Below are 14,981 nucleotides of genomic sequence, written 5' to 3' on the forward strand. Positions count from 1 at the left end.
GCCCGTCAATTGTCCGTCACTGAATTCAAACCGTTCCCGGCAGGGCAGGCGGCCATTGCGGGGGGAAGCAACGCACGATGAGAGTCTGGGCAGTAGCCAATCAAAAAGGTGGCGTCGGCAAGACCACCACCACCATCGCCTTGGCCGGGTTGCTGGCCGAAGCGGGCAAGCGCGTGGTCGTCGTCGACCTCGACCCGCACGGCTCGATGACCAGCTACTTCGGGCACAACCCTGATGCCCTGGAGCACAGCTGCTACGACCTGTTCCTGCACAAGGGCACGGTGCCCGAGGGCTTGCCAGGACAACTGTTGCTGCCCACCAGCGACGAGCGTATCTCGCTGCTGCCTTCGAGCACCGCATTGGCCGTGCTCGAACGCCAGTCGCCGGGGCAGAGTGGCCTGGGCCTGGTGATCGCCAAGAGTCTGGCGCAGCTGTGGCAGGATTTCGACTTCGCCCTGATCGACAGCCCTCCGCTTTTGGGGGTGCTGATGGTCAATGCCCTGGCTGCCAGCCAGCAGTTGGTGATCCCGGTGCAAACCGAGTTTCTCGCGGTCAAGGGCCTGGAGCGCATGGTCGGGACATTGGCCATGGTCAACCGCTCGCGGCGCCAGGCGCTGCCCTACCAGATCGTGCCGACCTTGTTCGACCGTCGCACCCAGGCGTCTCTTGGCACGCTCAAGGTCTTGCGTGACAGCTATGGTGAGCAGGTCTGGCAAGGCTACATCCCGGTCGACACGCGCCTGCGCGATGCCAGCCGGGCGGGGGTCACACCTTCGCAGTTCGATGGCAAGAGCCGGGGGCTGATCGCCTACCGGGCATTGCTCAAGCATCTGTTGACCTACAAACCCGCATTGCAGGTGGCCTGATGAACCCAGCACGGCAGACCACCACCAAGCCGCAATTGGCCTTGCAGTCCTACCTCGATGGCCTGTTGCAGGACGCCACCGAGGAGCTCGATGCGCCCCAAGCGCCGGCTGAAGAGGCGATCGTCGATGAATTCGCCGCCGCGGTGCGTGAGGAGCAAGCCAGGGACGCTGAGCGTCAGGCCGCCCCAGCAGCAGTTGTTGCGCGACCCTTCGCCGAGCCCAGTGCAGTGGCCGTGTTGCCAACGGTACTGAAACCGGTCGAGGTGACGCCGGAGCCTGCGGCCGTCAACGTCGAACCCGAAACTCCAGCAGTCGAGGCCCAGGCAATCGAGCCGGTGGCGCCACTGGTGGATGTCTACCTGCCGGCCGCCAATCCTCCTGTGCCACCGGCGACGGTGGACGGTCGCCCGGCCTGGGCGGCAGAGCCCTTCGAGTGCTTGCTGTTCGATGTCGCAGGGCTGACCCTGGCGGTGCCGCTGGTCTGCCTGGGCTCGATCTACAGCCTGGCGGGTCAGGAGTTGACGCCGCTGTTCGGCCAGCCTGACTGGTTCCTGGGCATCCTTACGTGCCAGGCGGGCAATCTCAAGGTCCTGGATACCGCGCGCTGGGTCATGCCCGACCGCTATCGCGACGATTTCCGCCAGGGCCTGCAGTACGTGATTTCCGTTCAGGGCTATGAATGGGGGCTGGCCGTGCATCAGGTCAGCCGCTCCCTGCGCCTGGACCCGGCCGAAATCAAGTGGCGCAGCCAGCGTGGCCAGCGGCCCTGGCTGGCCGGCACCGTGATCGAACACATGTGCGCCTTGCTCGATGTCGCTGAACTGGCCGAGCTGATCGCCAGCGGCGCCGTCAAGCAAATGCATGCCAAACACCAATGACTGAAGGCCACAACTGCCGTGGCCATAGCGAGCACACCGCCAATGGCGGATTTTGAGGGGTAGGGGAATGAAAAAGTCGTCTGCACAAGGTTCCGAAGATCCGATCCTGCAATGGGTAACCTTCCGCCTGGACAATGAGTCCTATGGCATCAACGTCATGCAGGTGCAGGAAGTCCTGCGCTATACCGAGATCGCTCCGGTGCCTGGTGCGCCGAGCTACGTGCTGGGCATCATCAACCTGCGCGGCAACGTGGTCACGGTGATCGACACCCGTCAGCGTTTCGGTCTGATGCCGACCGAAGTCACTGACAACACCCGCATCGTCATCATCGAGGCGGACAAGCAAGTGGTGGGCATCTTGGTCGACAGCGTGGCCGAAGTGGTCTACCTGCGTCAGTCCGAGATCGAGACCGCGCCGAATGTCGGCAACGAAGAGTCGGCCAAGTTCATCCAGGGCGTGTGCAACAAGAACGGCGAGCTGCTGATTCTGGTCGAGCTGGACAAAATGATGACCGAGGAAGAGTGGTCCGAGCTGGAGAACATCTGAGTTGATTTTCGAGGCTGCTGTCGTTTTCCTGGCGCTGCTCTGGGCCCTGAGCCTGTGGTTCTTCCTCAACTACAGCAAGCGCCAGCGTGAGCTGGCGGCCCAGCAGGCCCAGGGCGATGCGCTGCGAGACCAGCGCATCAAGGACCTGGCCAAGCGTCTGGATGACTACCAGAACGGCACGGTGCGCATGGGCGAGGCGATCCATGAATTGCGCGCAGTGCTCGCGCCGTTGCCGGATAAACTCCAGCAACTGGAGCAGCGCGACCCCAACAGCGTGACGTTCACCCAGGCGGCCAAGCTGGTGGGCATGGGGGCCAGCATCGATGAGCTGACCCGCACCTGTGGCCTGACCCAAGCCGAGGCGGAGCTGATGAGCAAGCTGCACCGCGGCGAATGACGGGTCGCCTCGCGCTTCAGTCCCGCGCCCAGGATTTGTAGCTGCCGACCCGGGCAATTCGATTGAGCGGCAGCAGCGTGCGAAGTGCCTGCCGGTAGGCGTCCAGGTCGATGAAAGTGTCCGAATCCACGGGCATGCCATGCAGGTGCATGACTTGGCGCAGGGTGCGCAGCGCGGGTAGGCGCTGGTCGACCACCTCGGTGAGCAGCGCCGGCCCCGTGAGGTAACTGAGGCGCTCGGCATAGCGGTAGAAGCCGGCCGGGTCCTCGGCCAGGCTGGGCTTGCGGTCGTAGAAGTCCGGTTCGGCCAGGTAACGGGCACGCATTTCCTCGGAGATCGCCAGCAAGGTCGGATTGCCCGCGTGGCTGCCGATCAGGCTGTTGGCGTACAGGCAGTACATGCTCATCTTCTCATTGGCCATTGGCGGCGCGAGCAGCAGGCTTTCTCCTGTGGCCAGCAACTCCACCTGGTCGATCGACTCCCCAGGCTTGCCGTTGAGGGTGCGCGGTTCACCGGGCGCCAACAGGTAATCGTCCACGTCCATGTACAAGCCACCTTCCTGGTACAGCAACCAAAAGCGCAGGACGTCGCAGGCCGAGGCATAGTGGCGGGCCACGCCGGCGTTGCCGCCAATGGCCGCCTGGTACTGGGCGTAGTAGTTGCCCTGGCTGAACGTGTGGAAAAACGGCTGCTCTTCGAGGGGGACGACCTCAAGCCCTGGCGCGTGCTCGGCGAGCTGGCGCAGGTTCTGGGCATAGGCTGCGGGTGTCGCCTTCGACAGGTACAAGCGCAGTGTGTATCGGCTGTCGCGAAGACGGGCGGCGTTGCTCGCGAGGTTGGTCAACAGCATGGGCTCGATGACCTTGTCGCCTAGCCAGATGCACGAGACCTTCGCTGGTATAGGGCTGGCGCCGGCTCCAGGCCCCGATGGCAGCTCGACCGGCAGCGGCAGGTCGACACCAAGGGCGCGCAGGGTGGCGGTGCGCGTGGCGTTGCTGACTTCCCGCCCGGGGGCGACAGGCACCAGGTCCGTGCTGCCGGTGCGGGCGACATAGCGGACCGGATCGACCTCGTTGAGGCTGTCGAGCTTGACGAAGGCATCGTGCTTCATGTCATAGATCATCTGCGTGCGATGGCCGTCGATGCGTGCGCTCAACTGGTCTGGGCTGCTGCTGTAACGGGGTGTCCTGGTGACCGCTTCGATGATCGCCGGGTCGCCGTCGGGCAAGGCAGGGATCGGCGCGGGAATGTGAAAGTACGGCCCCACGTCCGTCTGCGGCAGGTGCGGTGGTTCGATCGGGCTCAGCGCGTAACCCCATCGCTCATTGATCCAGCTGGGGGTAACGAAGCCTTCACTTTTCACGCGAAACAGCTTCGCACCCCGGCTCAGCGCTTGCGAGGCCAGCGGCAATGCGTTGAACAGGCCATAGGTGAGGGTCTGCACGCCACTGGCCTGTTGCTCCTGGGTTCGGCCGTGGATGATCTGGTCAAGGCCCAGACCGAACTGGGCGACACCCCCCACGGCCAGCATTGGGGCAAGGCCTGGCATCACGAAGGTCAGCGGGGCCAGCAGGTTCATGGCGCAGGTCAGGTAGTCGCGCCAACGGGCTTTGCTCACCTCGTTATCGCTGGTGATGATGAAATCGGCATCGGCGTAGCTGCGTTGGCGCTGCTGTTCGCTGAGCGCGGTGAACAGGTCACCGGTGATGACGGGGCTGTAGTGGTCCGGGCGATAGTTGACGTATTCGCGCGGGGCCCAGTAGCCGCTGCGGGTGAAGCCGGCGCGTTGCGTCGAGAGGCGATACATCGAGGGGTAGGCGCCGAGGCCGGCGAGTGCGGTATCCAGGCCACTGAAACTGAGCCCATCCGGTGTGTCCTGGAGCGCGAAGAACTGCCTGAGCGCCTGGCGTTTGGCTGCGTCCTTGCACTGATCGGCGAACCAATCCTGCATCAGGCCTTCGCTGGCGAACTCGAGCAGGGGCGCGCTGTTGCCTGGCATGTAGAGCAGGGTGAGGCCGCTGCGTGTATCACGAATGCATGGCAAGTGGCTCGCCACGTAGCCATAGACGTTCAGCAATCGCACCTGGGTCGAGTCTTTGGCGCACGCCAGCCCTGCCGCCTGCCAGGCCAGTTGACGCGCAGCGTCCGACAGGCTGCCTTCGGCCGCCTGTTTGTTGCAGGCGGCGATGAAGGCGATTTTCGCCGAGGTCCGGTGGCCTTCCAGGTGCGCGGACCAGTACCTGTCCAGCATCGCCCGGTAGCTGGCGTGGAAGTCCAGCGCCCAGATAAAACGTTCGAACGCCTCTGCTGGCAGCTGGATATGGGTGTCGCGGGAGTATTTCTGTGGCGTGGTCTGGCGAAACAGGCCGTTGTAGATGCCGTAGCCTGGGCCATTGGCAAGGGCGGAAGGCGGGTCCAGGTGATCGACGAGGGTGATGCGCTTGTCATCGGGGAAGGCGCCGGCCCATGGCGCGCCAAGGGCGGCGCCGATCAGGTCGTTCGCCGACTCGCCTTGCCAGTTCGACAGCACGGCCTGGGTGAGGGTCATTTTCTGGGTGACGACAGCGACCCGACCGATGCCCGGTCGCCATTGATGATGAAGCACCACCACATCGCAGCGATCGGGGTTCACATCCAGCCCGCGATCGCCAGCCCATTGGCGGATGGCTTGGGCTGCGGCGCGGTCGGGGCGCGGAACGTTGGCCAGGTGATCGCGCACAAATTGCACGCCGGCATCGTTTACATAAGAAGGGGTCATCGTAATGGCTCGCGTGGTTAGTCGAGGGGGCACGATGGCGTGGATGCGGGGGCCGGAGGGGGTAGTTAAATAGCGCCTGTTCGCCAAGGCGCATCGCTTGGCAAACGGGCCAGGCGCGGGGGCGTTTCTTCAAGGCCCGCGAGATGATTCGACACGTTGAAGGCCATGCACTTCCGGGGCGCGAGGTTGCGGTAGCGTCGCGCCTCGTCGAACCCTCACATCTGCCGTGCATCGTTGCTGTTGCAGTTCGTCATCTCGACGTTTTGCGTGCCGACGGCACTAATGCACTGGCCTTCGCCAAGCGCTGATTGCAGCAGCACCGGAATCTCCCGATTCAGGCTCGATTCGAGGGGGGGGGGGCGAGTTCGGCCTCATAGGCGACCAGCAGGGTGCCGACGTTGCTGGTTTGGGGGGGCTGCGTTGCGGGCCGGGGATGACGGCCTCTGCCGATCTGCCAGATGAGTTACCCAGGACTTGGTCGTTTTCTGAGGACGTGTCGGTGAATGTGACTGCGCCACGCAGTGTGTGGCTCAGGCGCGCTCATTGGGCAGGCGCAAGCGCAAGGGCGTGATGTCGCGCTCGTCGGCGGGCTCGTCGTCAAAGCCCACCGGTACCTTGCCGCGCAATTGCCAGGCGAAGGCGATGATCTCGGCAATGGTCAGGTACAGCGCTTCGGGGATCTGTTCGCCCAGCTCCAGGCGCGCCAACAGGCGGACCAACTCGGCGTTCTCATAGATCGGCACCTCGTGTTCGCGAGCGATGGCGAGGATGGCCTCGGCCAGCTCGTCGTCACCTTTGGCGCTGAGGGTGGGAGCCTGCTGGCCGTCGTAGGTCAGGGCAATGGCCTGGCGCGGTTGCTTGTCGGTCATGCGTTTTCGTCCACCCAACGTTGTTCCAGGCGCGTGCGTGCCCCCTGGGGCGGAATGCCCGGGTGACACTGCAGTTCGCCCACATCCAGGCCTCGGGCCACCAGGCGTTCGCGCAACTCGCCCAATTGGCGTTCGATCAACTGCGCAGTCTGCTGCTGCTCTGCCCACAGCTGCCCTGACAACCGGCCCTGGCTCAGTTGCGCCTGGACCTGCAGCGGGCCCAAGGGTGGCAGGTCGAATGCCAGCTCGATTCGCCACAGCGACTCCAGCGGATCGCGCTGACTGCGCTGCGAATCGGCCTGTTGCTCCGGGGTCTGCTCCTGCTGCAGCTTGACCTGCAGTGGAATGAACTCCTGGCCATGGCGGATGGGAATCTCGGTCTGCCAGGTGGTCTGCAGGTTGCCGTTCTCGGTGACACCGGTCTGCTGCAGGCTGGCCAGCTGATGGCTTTGCAAGCGCGAGATGGCGGCGGCGGCCAGACGCAGCAATTGTTGCAGGTCGCCTTCGGCTTCCAGGCTCTGGAGCAGGCGCGAGGGCAGGGGAAAGGTGCCAGGCTGGGGCCGTGGGCTATTTCTGTCGAGCATGCCCAGGGCGCTGCGGGCGATGGCCGGAAACGCCTGAGCCAGGGTGGCGGCGGTGGCGGGGCTGCTCAGCGCGCTGCTGGGCAGGTCGGGAAACGTTTGGGCCACCAGCCGGACCAGCTGTGCCTTGAGGTCCGGCACCAGGCCTGCACCGCCACCGCCGAGTAGCTTGGCCTCGAGGAACGCGCCACTGTTGTTCAATGCCTGGGCGAGGGTCTTGGCGTCGCCGAGCTGGCGGGCCTCGGGCAGGCTGGCCAGCAGACGTTCGGCGCTGGTCTTGAGCTCGTCATTGGCGCCAGGGTCGCGGGTGATCTGCTGCAGCGCATTGAGCAGACCCGATAACGAGGCTTGGCGACTTTGCTGGGTGCCGAGCTGTTGGGCGATCGCCAACTGGTCCTGACGGCCGCTCAGCGGCACGAAGCGCAACGACTGATCGCCTTGGACCTGCGCGCTGAGCAAGCTGCCCACCGGCAGGGGGCGTGGGCTGTCCACCGTCAGGGTGGCCCCGGCCTGGGCGCTGTTGAGCAGGCTGACCAGAGAGCGGAAGCTCGCCGCCTCGCCAGGTGCCACGGCCTGCGCCTGGCTAGTCAGCACCTTGCCTTGCAGCAGGGTGCCGACCGGTACTTTGTCGGTGTCCAGGCGAGTGAGGGTGGCGATGTTGTTGGCGTTGGCTTGCTGCAGGAGCACCGTCAGGCGGTTGCTGTCAGTTTGGGCGACGGTCACTTGGCTGCCTTGGGGCAGGGGCTGGCTGGCGCTGGCCTGCAGTTGGGTCTGGGTGCCATTGGCCAAAGTCAGGCGCAGCAGCAACTGGAAATCCTGGCCCACCTGGCGCAGAGAGAGCACATCGGCCCGGGCGGTCTCGCCTGGGGCCAGCAGGCCGGGCTGTGATTGCAGCAGACGCAGCAGCTCGCCGGTCATCGCAGCCTTGCCCGCCTGGAGTCCGAGCGTGGATTGTGCGCCGAGACTATTGATTTCAGTCATGATTGTATACAACCTGTCGGACCCGCCCTCTTGGCAGCGAGACGTCCCATGTAATAATGCCCGCCGTCCGCCACTGCCACTATAACGGCAGTGACCGGGGCGACTTGAGACACTGGGGTTCAGCGCGGGTTCGCGCGGACTACGGCGCGCGGCGCTGAACCCAACATTGATAAGGCGAAACCGTGACCCTTCATCTCCAAGCCGCGGGCCTGGCCTGCGAGCGTGACTGGCGATTGCTCTTCGAGCATCTGGACTTCCAGTTGCGGCCCGGTGACATGCTGCAGATCAGTGGCCCCAACGGCAGCGGCAAGACCAGCCTGCTGCGGTTGCTGGCCGGCCTGATGCAGCCTACCGCGGGTCGGATTCTGCTCAATGGCCAACCGTTGGCCGAGCAGCGCCATGCGCTGGCCAGCATCTTGCTGTGGATCGGCCATGCCGCCGGGATCAAAGACCTGCTCACCGCCGAAGAGAATCTCGCCTGGCTGTGCGCACTGCATCAGCCGGCCAGTGCCCGGGCCATCTGGCAGGCGCTGGAGGCCGTGGGGCTTCGAGGATTCGAAGATGTGCCTTGCCATACGTTGTCCGCCGGCCAGCAGCGCCGCGTGGCCTTGGCGCGGCTGTATCTGGACAGCCCCCCGTTGTGGATACTCGACGAACCCTTCACCGCTCTGGACAAGCAAGGTGTGGCGCAACTGGAGGCCCACCTGGCGGCCCATTGCGAGCAAGGTGGCACGGTGGTGCTGACCACCCATCACAACCTCGAGCGCAAGCCATCGGGTTATCGAGAACTGAACCTGGGGCAGTGGGCGGCATGAGTGTATTCATCCTGTTGTTGCGCCGCGAGGCGCGTCTGTTGTGCCGCCGCCCGGCGGAGCTGGCCAACCCGTTGGTGTTCTTTGCGATAGTCGTCGCCTTGTTCCCTCTGGCGGTCGGTCCTGAGACACAATTGTTGCAAACCTTGTCGCCAGGCTTGGTCTGGGTCGCGGCATTGCTGGCCGTATTGCTGTCGCTGGACGGGCTGTTTCGCAGCGACTTCGAGGACGGCTCGCTGGAGCAGTGGGTGCTGTCGCCGCATCCGCTGGCACTGCTGGTGTTGGCCAAGGTGCTGGCACACTGGATCTTTTCCGGGCTGGCGCTGGTATTGTTGGCGCCATTGCTTGCCTTGATGTTGGGGCTGCCAGCTGGCTGCCTGCCGGTGCTGCTGGGGTCGCTGCTACTGGGAACCCCGGTGCTGAGCCTGCTGGGCGCGGTGGGGGCGGCACTGACTGTGGGCCTCAAGCGTGGCGGCCTGCTGTTGGCATTGTTGATCCTGCCGCTGTATATCCCGGTATTGATCCTGGGCAGTGGCGCCTTGCAGGCAGCATTGCAGAATATGCCGGCGACCGGCCATCTGCTCTGGCTGGCCAGCCTGACGGCCCTGGCGGTGACACTGGCACCTTTTGCGATCGCGGCTGGCCTGAAGATCAGCGTCGGCGAATAACGAGTCCCGGGCTTCCAAGCCCGGCAAATACCGTGGATGTACCTTGATGAAGATAAGCTGGACGTGGTTCCACAAGCTGGGCTCCCCCAAATGGTTCTATGCCATCAGTGGCCGCATGCTGCCTTGGCTGAGCGGGTGCGCCATTCTCCTGCTGCTGGTCGGCGTCATCTGGGGCCTGGCCTTTGCCCCGCAGGATTACCAGCAGGGCAACAGCTTCCGGATCATCTACATCCACGTCCCCGCCGCCATGCTGGCCCAGTCCTGCTATGTACTGCTGGCGGTGGCTGGCGTGGTGGGGCTGGTGTGGAAGATGAAACTGGCTGATGTGGCCGTGCAGTGCGCAGCGCCCATCGGTGCCTGGATGACGGCCGTGGCGCTGGTCACCGGGGCGATCTGGGGCAAGCCGACCTGGGGCAGTTGGTGGGTCTGGGATGCCCGACTGACCTCCATGCTCATCCTGCTGTTTTTGTACTTCGGCATCATCGCCCTGGGCCAGGCGATCAGCAATCGTGACAGCGCGGCCAAGGCTTGCGCGGTTCTGGCGATCGTCGGTGTGGTGAACATCCCGATCATCAAGTACTCGGTGGAGTGGTGGAACACCCTGCACCAAGGCGCCACCTTCACCCTGACCGAGAAGCCGGCCATGCCTTCTGAAATGTGGCTGCCGCTGTTGCTCACGGCATTGGGTTTCTACTGCTTCTTTGGCGCTGTGCTGCTGCTGCGCATGCGCCTTGAAGTGCTCAAGCGCGAGGCGCGCGCCAGTTGGGTCAAGGAGGAAGTGTTGAACAGCCTGGGTCGGAGGGCCGCGTGATGAGCTTCGCTTCCTTCAATGATTTTTTGGCCATGGGGCACCATGGTCTGTACGTCTGGTCGGCTTACGGCATCTGCCTCGCAGTGCTGGCGCTCAATGTCGCCGCACCGCTGCTGGCTCGGCGCCGTTACCTGCAAGAAGAGGCGCGTCGTCTGCGCCGGGAGAACAACCAGTGAATCCTCAGCGCAAGAAACGCCTGTTCCTCATCCTGGGCCTGCTGGTCGGTGTCGCCATCGCCGTGGGCTTTGCGCTGAGCGCCCTGCAGCAGAACATCAACCTGTTCTATACCCCGACCCAGATCGCCAACGGCGAGGCGCCGCTGGACACGCGCATCCGTGCCGGCGGCATGGTCGAGAAAGGCTCGGTGCAGCGCTCCCCCGATTCGCTGGACGTGCGCTTCGTGGTCACCGACTTCAACAAGTCGGTGCCGATCACCTACCGTGGCATCCTGCCCGACCTGTTCCGTGAAGGCCAAGGCATTGTCGCCCTGGGCAAACTGAATGCCGACGGCGTGGTGGTGGCCGACGAGGTCCTGGCCAAGCATGACGAGAAATACATGCCGCCGGAGGTCACCAAGGCCCTGAAAGAAAGCGGCCAGGCCGCGACCGGCACGGAGCCCAAGCCATGAACGCGGCATTGGTCATCCCGGAGCTGGGGCAATTGTCGATGATCCTGGCGATTTGCTTCGCGGGGGTCCAGGCCAGCGTACCGCTGCTTGGCGCCTGGCGCGGCGACAGTCTGTGGATGAGCCTGGCGCGGCCTGCGGCCTGGGGGCAGTTCGCCTTCCTGGCCTTCGCCTTTGCCTGCCTGACTCACGCCTTCATGACCGACAACTTCTCGGTCGCCTATGTGGCCAGCAACTCCAACAGCGCCTTGCCCTGGTACTACAAGTTCAGTGCGGTGTGGGGCGCCCACGAAGGTTCGCTGTTGCTCTGGGCCCTGATCCTCGGCGGCTGGACCTTCGCCGTTTCGGTGTTCTCGCGCCAGTTGCCGCAAGTCATGCTGGCTCGGGTGCTCGCGGTGATGGGCATGATCAGCGTGGGCTTCCTGTCGTTCCTGATCGTCACCTCCAACCCATTCGAGCGCCTGCTGCCGCAGGTGCCCACGGACGGACGCGACCTCAACCCGTTGCTGCAGGACTTCGGCCTGATCGTTCACCCGCCGATGCTGTACATGGGTTACGTGGGCTTCTCGGTGGCCTTCGCCTTCGCCATCGCCGCACTGCTCGGCGGCCGCCTGGACGCGGCCTGGGCGCGCTGGTCGCGGCCTTGGACCATCGTCGCCTGGGCCTTCCTGGGCGTGGGGATCACCCTGGGCTCCTGGTGGGCCTACTACGAGTTGGGCTGGGGCGGCTGGTGGTTCTGGGATCCGGTGGAAAACGCCTCCTTCATGCCATGGCTGGTGGGCACGGCACTGATCCATTCGCTGGCCGTCACCGAAAAGCGTGGGGTGTTCAAGAGCTGGACGGTACTGCTGGCCATCGCCGCGTTCTCGCTCAGCCTGCTGGGTACCTTCCTGGTGCGCTCCGGGGTGCTGACCTCGGTGCATGCCTTCGCCGCCGACCCTTCGCGCGGTGTATTCATCCTCATCTTCCTGCTCTTCGTGGTAGGTGGTTCGCTGGCCCTGTTCGCGTTTCGAGCGCCTGTGGTCAAGAGCCAGGTGGGCTTTGCCCTGTGGTCGCGGGAAACCCTGTTGCTGGCCAACAACTTGGTGTTGGTCGTGGCCGCCTCGATGATTCTGCTCGGTACGCTCTACCCTCTGGTGCTCGATGCCTTGACCGGCGCCAAGCTGTCGGTCGGTCCGCCTTACTTCGATGCGTTGTTCCTGCCGCTGATGGCATTGCTGATGGTGGTGCTGGGCATCGGCGTGGTGGTGCGCTGGAAAGACACCCCCGGCAAGTGGCTTGTGGGCATGATGACTCCGGTGTTGATCGGCAGCGCTATCCTGGCACCGGTCGCGGGCTTGATCGTCGACGATTTCGAATGGCCTGCCTTGAGCGCCTTCGCCCTGGCCGCCTGGGTGGTGCTTGCCGGCGTTCGCGACATCTTCGACAAGACCCGCCACAAGGGCCTGGCCAAAGGGCTGCGCGGCCTCTCGCGCAGCTACTGGGGCATGCAGCTGGCGCACCTGGGCCTGGCGGTTTGCGCTTTGGGCGTGGTGCTGGCGAGCAGCAACAGTGCTGAGCGCGACCTGCGCATGGCCCCCGGCGAAAGCGTGGAACTGGGTGGCTATCACTTCCTGTTCGAGGGAGCCAAGCATTTCGAAGGGCCGAACTTCATTTCCGACAAGGGCACTGTCCGGGTAAGCCGTGATGGCCGCGAGGTGACCGTGCTGCATCCGGAGAAGCGCCTGTATACGGTGCAGCAATCGATGATGACCGAGGCCGGTATCGATGCCGGTTTCACCCGCGATCTGTATGTCGCCCTCGGCGAGCCCCTGGACAACGGGGCCTGGGCGGTGCGGGTGCATATCAAGCCTTATGTCCGCTGGATCTGGCTGGGCGGTCTGCTGACCGCGCTGGGCGGATTCCTGGCGGCTCTCGACCGACGCTATCGCGTCAAGGTCAAGGCCCGGGTGCGTGATGTCCTGGGCATGTCTGGAGCGACTGCATGAAGCGTTGGATCATGGTGTTGCCACTGGCGGTGTTCCTGCTGGTGGCGGTCTTTCTCTACAAGGGGCTGTTCCTCAAGCCCGACGAACTGCCTTCGGCGATGATCGGCAAGCCCTTCCCGTCGTTCTCCCTGGCTTCGGTGCAGGGCGATCGTACGCTGACCCCCGCGGACCTGCAGGGGCGCCCAGCGCTGGTCAACGTCTGGGCGACCTGGTGCCCCTCGTGCAAGGTCGAGCACCCGTACCTGAACCAGCTGGCCGAGCAGGGCGTGGTGATCCACGGCGTCAACTACAAGGACGACAACGCCGCGGCGTTGAAGTGGCTGGCGGATTTCCACAATCCCTACCAGTTGAACATCCGTGACGAGCAGGGCAGCCTCGGTCTGGACCTGGGCGTGTATGGCGCACCGGAAACCTTCCTGATCGATGCCAAGGGCATCATCCGCTACAAGCATGTGGGCGTGGTCGATGCCACCGTGTGGCGCGAGCAACTGGCGCCGCTGTACCAGGGGCTGGTCGATGAGGCTCAGCCATGAAGCGCTGGCTTGCTGCTGCCGTACTGGGGTTGAGTCTGACGGGCGTGGCCAAGGCTGCCATCGATACGTATCAGTTTCGTGATGACGCCGAACGTGAGCGTTACCAACAGCTGACCAAGGAACTGCGCTGCCCCAAGTGCCAGAACCAGGACATCGCCGATTCCAATGCACCGATTGCCGCCGACCTGCGCCGAGAAATCTTCCGCATGCTCGGCGAAGGCCAGAGCAACCAGCAGATCGTCGACTTCATGGTCGACCGCTACGGTGATTTCGTGCGCTACAAGCCAGCGCTCACCGGGCGTACCTGGCTGCTCTGGTTCGGCCCGGGGATTCTCCTGGTCGGTGGCTTCGTGGTGCTGGCGTTGATCGTGCGTCGTCGCCGAAATACTGTGGCAAACCCTTGCGCGCAGCTGTCCGCCGAGGAACGCGAGCGCCTCGCCAAACTGCTGGATAAAGAACAGACCCATGACTGAATTCTGGCTTAGCGCGGGCCTGCTGTTGCTCGCGGCCCTGGCTTTTCTGCTGATCCCTATCCTGCGTGGCCGGCGTCGGCAGCAGGAGGAAGACCGTACTGCCCTCAACGTCGCCTTATACCAGGAGCGTGTGGCAGAACTGGCTGCCCAGCAGCAAGCCGGTGTACTCGACAACGACCAGTTGGCCAAGGGCCGCGACGAGGCGGCCCGTGAGCTGTTGGCCGACACCGAGGGCGCCGAGGCGCCACGTCAGGGCCACTTGGGCAAGACCTTGCCGCTGCTTGCGGCGGTGCTGGTGCCGGTGCTGGGCCTGGGCCTCTATTTGCATTTCGGCGCTGCGGACAAGGTCGAGCTGACCCAGGAGTTCGCCCAGGCGCCGCAATCGATGGAAGAAATGACTGCGCGCCTGGAGCGCGCCGTGCAAGCCCAGCCGGACTCGGCCGAAGGTCTGTACTTCCTCGCTCGGGCCTACATGGCCGAGCAGCGTCCCGCCGATGCGGCTCGTACCTTCGAGCGAGCCGTTACGCTCGCAGGGCGACAGCCCGAGCTGCTCGGGCAGTGGGCACAGGCCCTGTATTTTGCCGCCAACAAACAATGGAGCCCGCAGGTACAGGCCCTGACCGACGAAGCGCTCCAGGCGGACCCCAAGGAGGTGACCAGCCTTGGACTGCGTGGCATCGCGGCGTTCGAGGGCGAGCGCTATCAGGAGGCGATCGATTACTGGCAACGTCTGTTGGCCCAACTGCCCGAAGGCGACGCGTCGCGCGCAGCCTTGCAGGGGGGGATCGACCGCGCCGCCGAACGCCTCAAGGCTGCAGGGGGCACCCTGGCCGCCGCGCCTGAGGCTGCACGCCTGAAGGTGCGGGTGGCCCTGGCGGATGCGCTCAAGGACAAGGTCAGGCCAGACGACACGGTGTTCATCTTCGCCCGGGCCAGCAATGGCCCACCCATGCCTTTGGCCGCCAAGCGCGTGACGGTTGCCCAGCTGCCAGTGGAAGTGGAGCTTTCCGACGCGGATGCGATGATGCCGCAGATGAAACTGTCGGACTTCGCGCAAGTCCAACTCGTTGCACGCGTATCGCGCGCCGGACAACCGACCCGAGGCGAGTGGATCGGCCAGAGCTCGCCGCTGCCCAACCGAACCCAGGGCACCCAACAACTGACCATCGACAGCCCAGATCCTTAAGAGAGCGA

At 64.5% G+C, this 14,981-nt stretch carries 16 protein-coding genes; 13 read left to right on the forward strand and 3 right to left on the reverse strand.

Features of this window, described 5'->3' with window-relative positions; genetic code table 11:
• Positions 1-77 precede the first annotated feature (77 nt).
• The 4 genes from J5X93_RS07540 (at position 78) to J5X93_RS07555 (ending at position 2,688) form a co-directional block, all read left to right on the forward strand.
• Positions 78-866, forward strand: a complete 789-nt coding sequence (locus tag J5X93_RS07540; RefSeq protein WP_043212817.1) for a ParA family protein — start codon at positions 78-80, stop codon at positions 864-866.
• Positions 866-1,744, forward strand: a complete 879-nt coding sequence (locus tag J5X93_RS07545) for a CheW domain-containing protein (protein ID WP_043212820.1) — start codon at positions 866-868, stop codon at positions 1,742-1,744. The genes J5X93_RS07540 and J5X93_RS07545 overlap by 1 nt, the downstream gene beginning before the upstream one ends.
• Positions 1,745-1,811: 67 nt before the next feature.
• Entirely contained in the window at positions 1,812-2,291 is a 480-nt protein-coding gene (locus tag J5X93_RS07550; protein WP_003254393.1) for a chemotaxis protein CheW, read from the forward strand.
• A gap of 1 nt (position 2,292) precedes the next feature.
• Entirely contained in the window at positions 2,293-2,688 is a 396-nt protein-coding gene (locus tag J5X93_RS07555; RefSeq protein ID WP_070577156.1) for a DUF2802 domain-containing protein, read from the forward strand.
• Between the two features lie 16 nt (positions 2,689-2,704).
• Here the strand turns inward: J5X93_RS07555 and J5X93_RS07560 are convergent, their stop codons facing one another.
• The 3 genes from J5X93_RS07560 to fliK form a co-directional block, all read right to left on the reverse strand.
• Positions 2,705-5,446: a dermonecrotic toxin domain-containing protein gene (locus tag J5X93_RS07560; protein WP_090345501.1), complete on the reverse strand. Its 2,742-nt coding sequence runs from the start codon at positions 5,444-5,446 to the stop codon at positions 2,705-2,707.
• Positions 5,447-5,976: 530 nt separating this feature from the next.
• On the reverse strand, positions 5,977-6,315 hold the full coding sequence (locus J5X93_RS07565) for an EscU/YscU/HrcU family type III secretion system export apparatus switch protein (RefSeq protein ID WP_090345503.1): 339 nt from the start codon (positions 6,313-6,315) through the stop codon (positions 5,977-5,979).
• Complete coding sequence (gene fliK / locus J5X93_RS07570; protein WP_182941462.1) at positions 6,312-7,877, reverse strand: flagellar hook-length control protein FliK; 1,566 nt, start codon at positions 7,875-7,877, stop codon at positions 6,312-6,314. The genes J5X93_RS07565 and fliK overlap by 4 nt, the downstream gene beginning before the upstream one ends.
• Before the next feature lie 182 nt (positions 7,878-8,059).
• Between fliK and ccmA the strand changes: the two genes are divergently transcribed.
• The 9 genes from ccmA to ccmI are packed head-to-tail and all read left to right on the forward strand — an operon-like array spanning position 8,060 to position 14,973.
• On the forward strand, positions 8,060-8,692 hold the full coding sequence (gene ccmA, locus J5X93_RS07575; RefSeq protein ID WP_090345506.1) for a cytochrome c biogenesis heme-transporting ATPase CcmA: 633 nt from the start codon (positions 8,060-8,062) through the stop codon (positions 8,690-8,692).
• Positions 8,689-9,357: a heme exporter protein CcmB gene (gene ccmB, locus J5X93_RS07580; protein WP_043212857.1), complete on the forward strand. Its 669-nt coding sequence runs from the start codon at positions 8,689-8,691 to the stop codon at positions 9,355-9,357. The genes ccmA and ccmB overlap by 4 nt, the downstream gene beginning before the upstream one ends.
• Positions 9,358-9,403: 46 nt before the next feature.
• Positions 9,404-10,168: a heme ABC transporter permease gene (locus J5X93_RS07585; RefSeq protein ID WP_043212831.1), complete on the forward strand. Its 765-nt coding sequence runs from the start codon at positions 9,404-9,406 to the stop codon at positions 10,166-10,168.
• Complete coding sequence (gene ccmD / locus J5X93_RS07590; RefSeq protein ID WP_043212833.1) at positions 10,168-10,344, forward strand: heme exporter protein CcmD; 177 nt, start codon at positions 10,168-10,170, stop codon at positions 10,342-10,344. Before J5X93_RS07585 ends, ccmD begins: the two co-directional genes overlap by 1 nt.
• A complete protein-coding gene (gene ccmE, locus J5X93_RS07595; protein WP_090345508.1) occupies positions 10,341-10,796 on the forward strand; it encodes a cytochrome c maturation protein CcmE in 456 nt (151 codons plus the stop codon). Before ccmD ends, ccmE begins: the two co-directional genes overlap by 4 nt.
• Positions 10,793-12,781, forward strand: a complete 1,989-nt coding sequence (locus tag J5X93_RS07600; RefSeq protein ID WP_043212837.1) for a heme lyase CcmF/NrfE family subunit — start codon at positions 10,793-10,795, stop codon at positions 12,779-12,781. The genes ccmE and J5X93_RS07600 overlap by 4 nt, the downstream gene beginning before the upstream one ends.
• Positions 12,778-13,314, forward strand: coding sequence for a DsbE family thiol:disulfide interchange protein (locus tag J5X93_RS07605; protein WP_182941460.1), 537 nt, complete (start codon positions 12,778-12,780; stop codon positions 13,312-13,314). Before J5X93_RS07600 ends, J5X93_RS07605 begins: the two co-directional genes overlap by 4 nt.
• A complete protein-coding gene (locus tag J5X93_RS07610) occupies positions 13,311-13,787 on the forward strand; it encodes a cytochrome c-type biogenesis protein (RefSeq protein ID WP_182941458.1) in 477 nt (158 codons plus the stop codon). The genes J5X93_RS07605 and J5X93_RS07610 overlap by 4 nt, the downstream gene beginning before the upstream one ends.
• Complete coding sequence (gene ccmI, locus J5X93_RS07615) at positions 13,780-14,973, forward strand: c-type cytochrome biogenesis protein CcmI (RefSeq protein WP_043212845.1); 1,194 nt, start codon at positions 13,780-13,782, stop codon at positions 14,971-14,973. The genes J5X93_RS07610 and ccmI overlap by 8 nt, the downstream gene beginning before the upstream one ends.
• The last annotated feature ends 8 nt before the right edge of the window (positions 14,974-14,981 follow it).

The organism is Pseudomonas sp. BYT-1 (genome assembly GCF_023611805.1).
In the GTDB taxonomy this organism is placed as follows: Bacteria; Pseudomonadota; Gammaproteobacteria; order Pseudomonadales; family Pseudomonadaceae; genus Aquipseudomonas; species Aquipseudomonas guariconensis.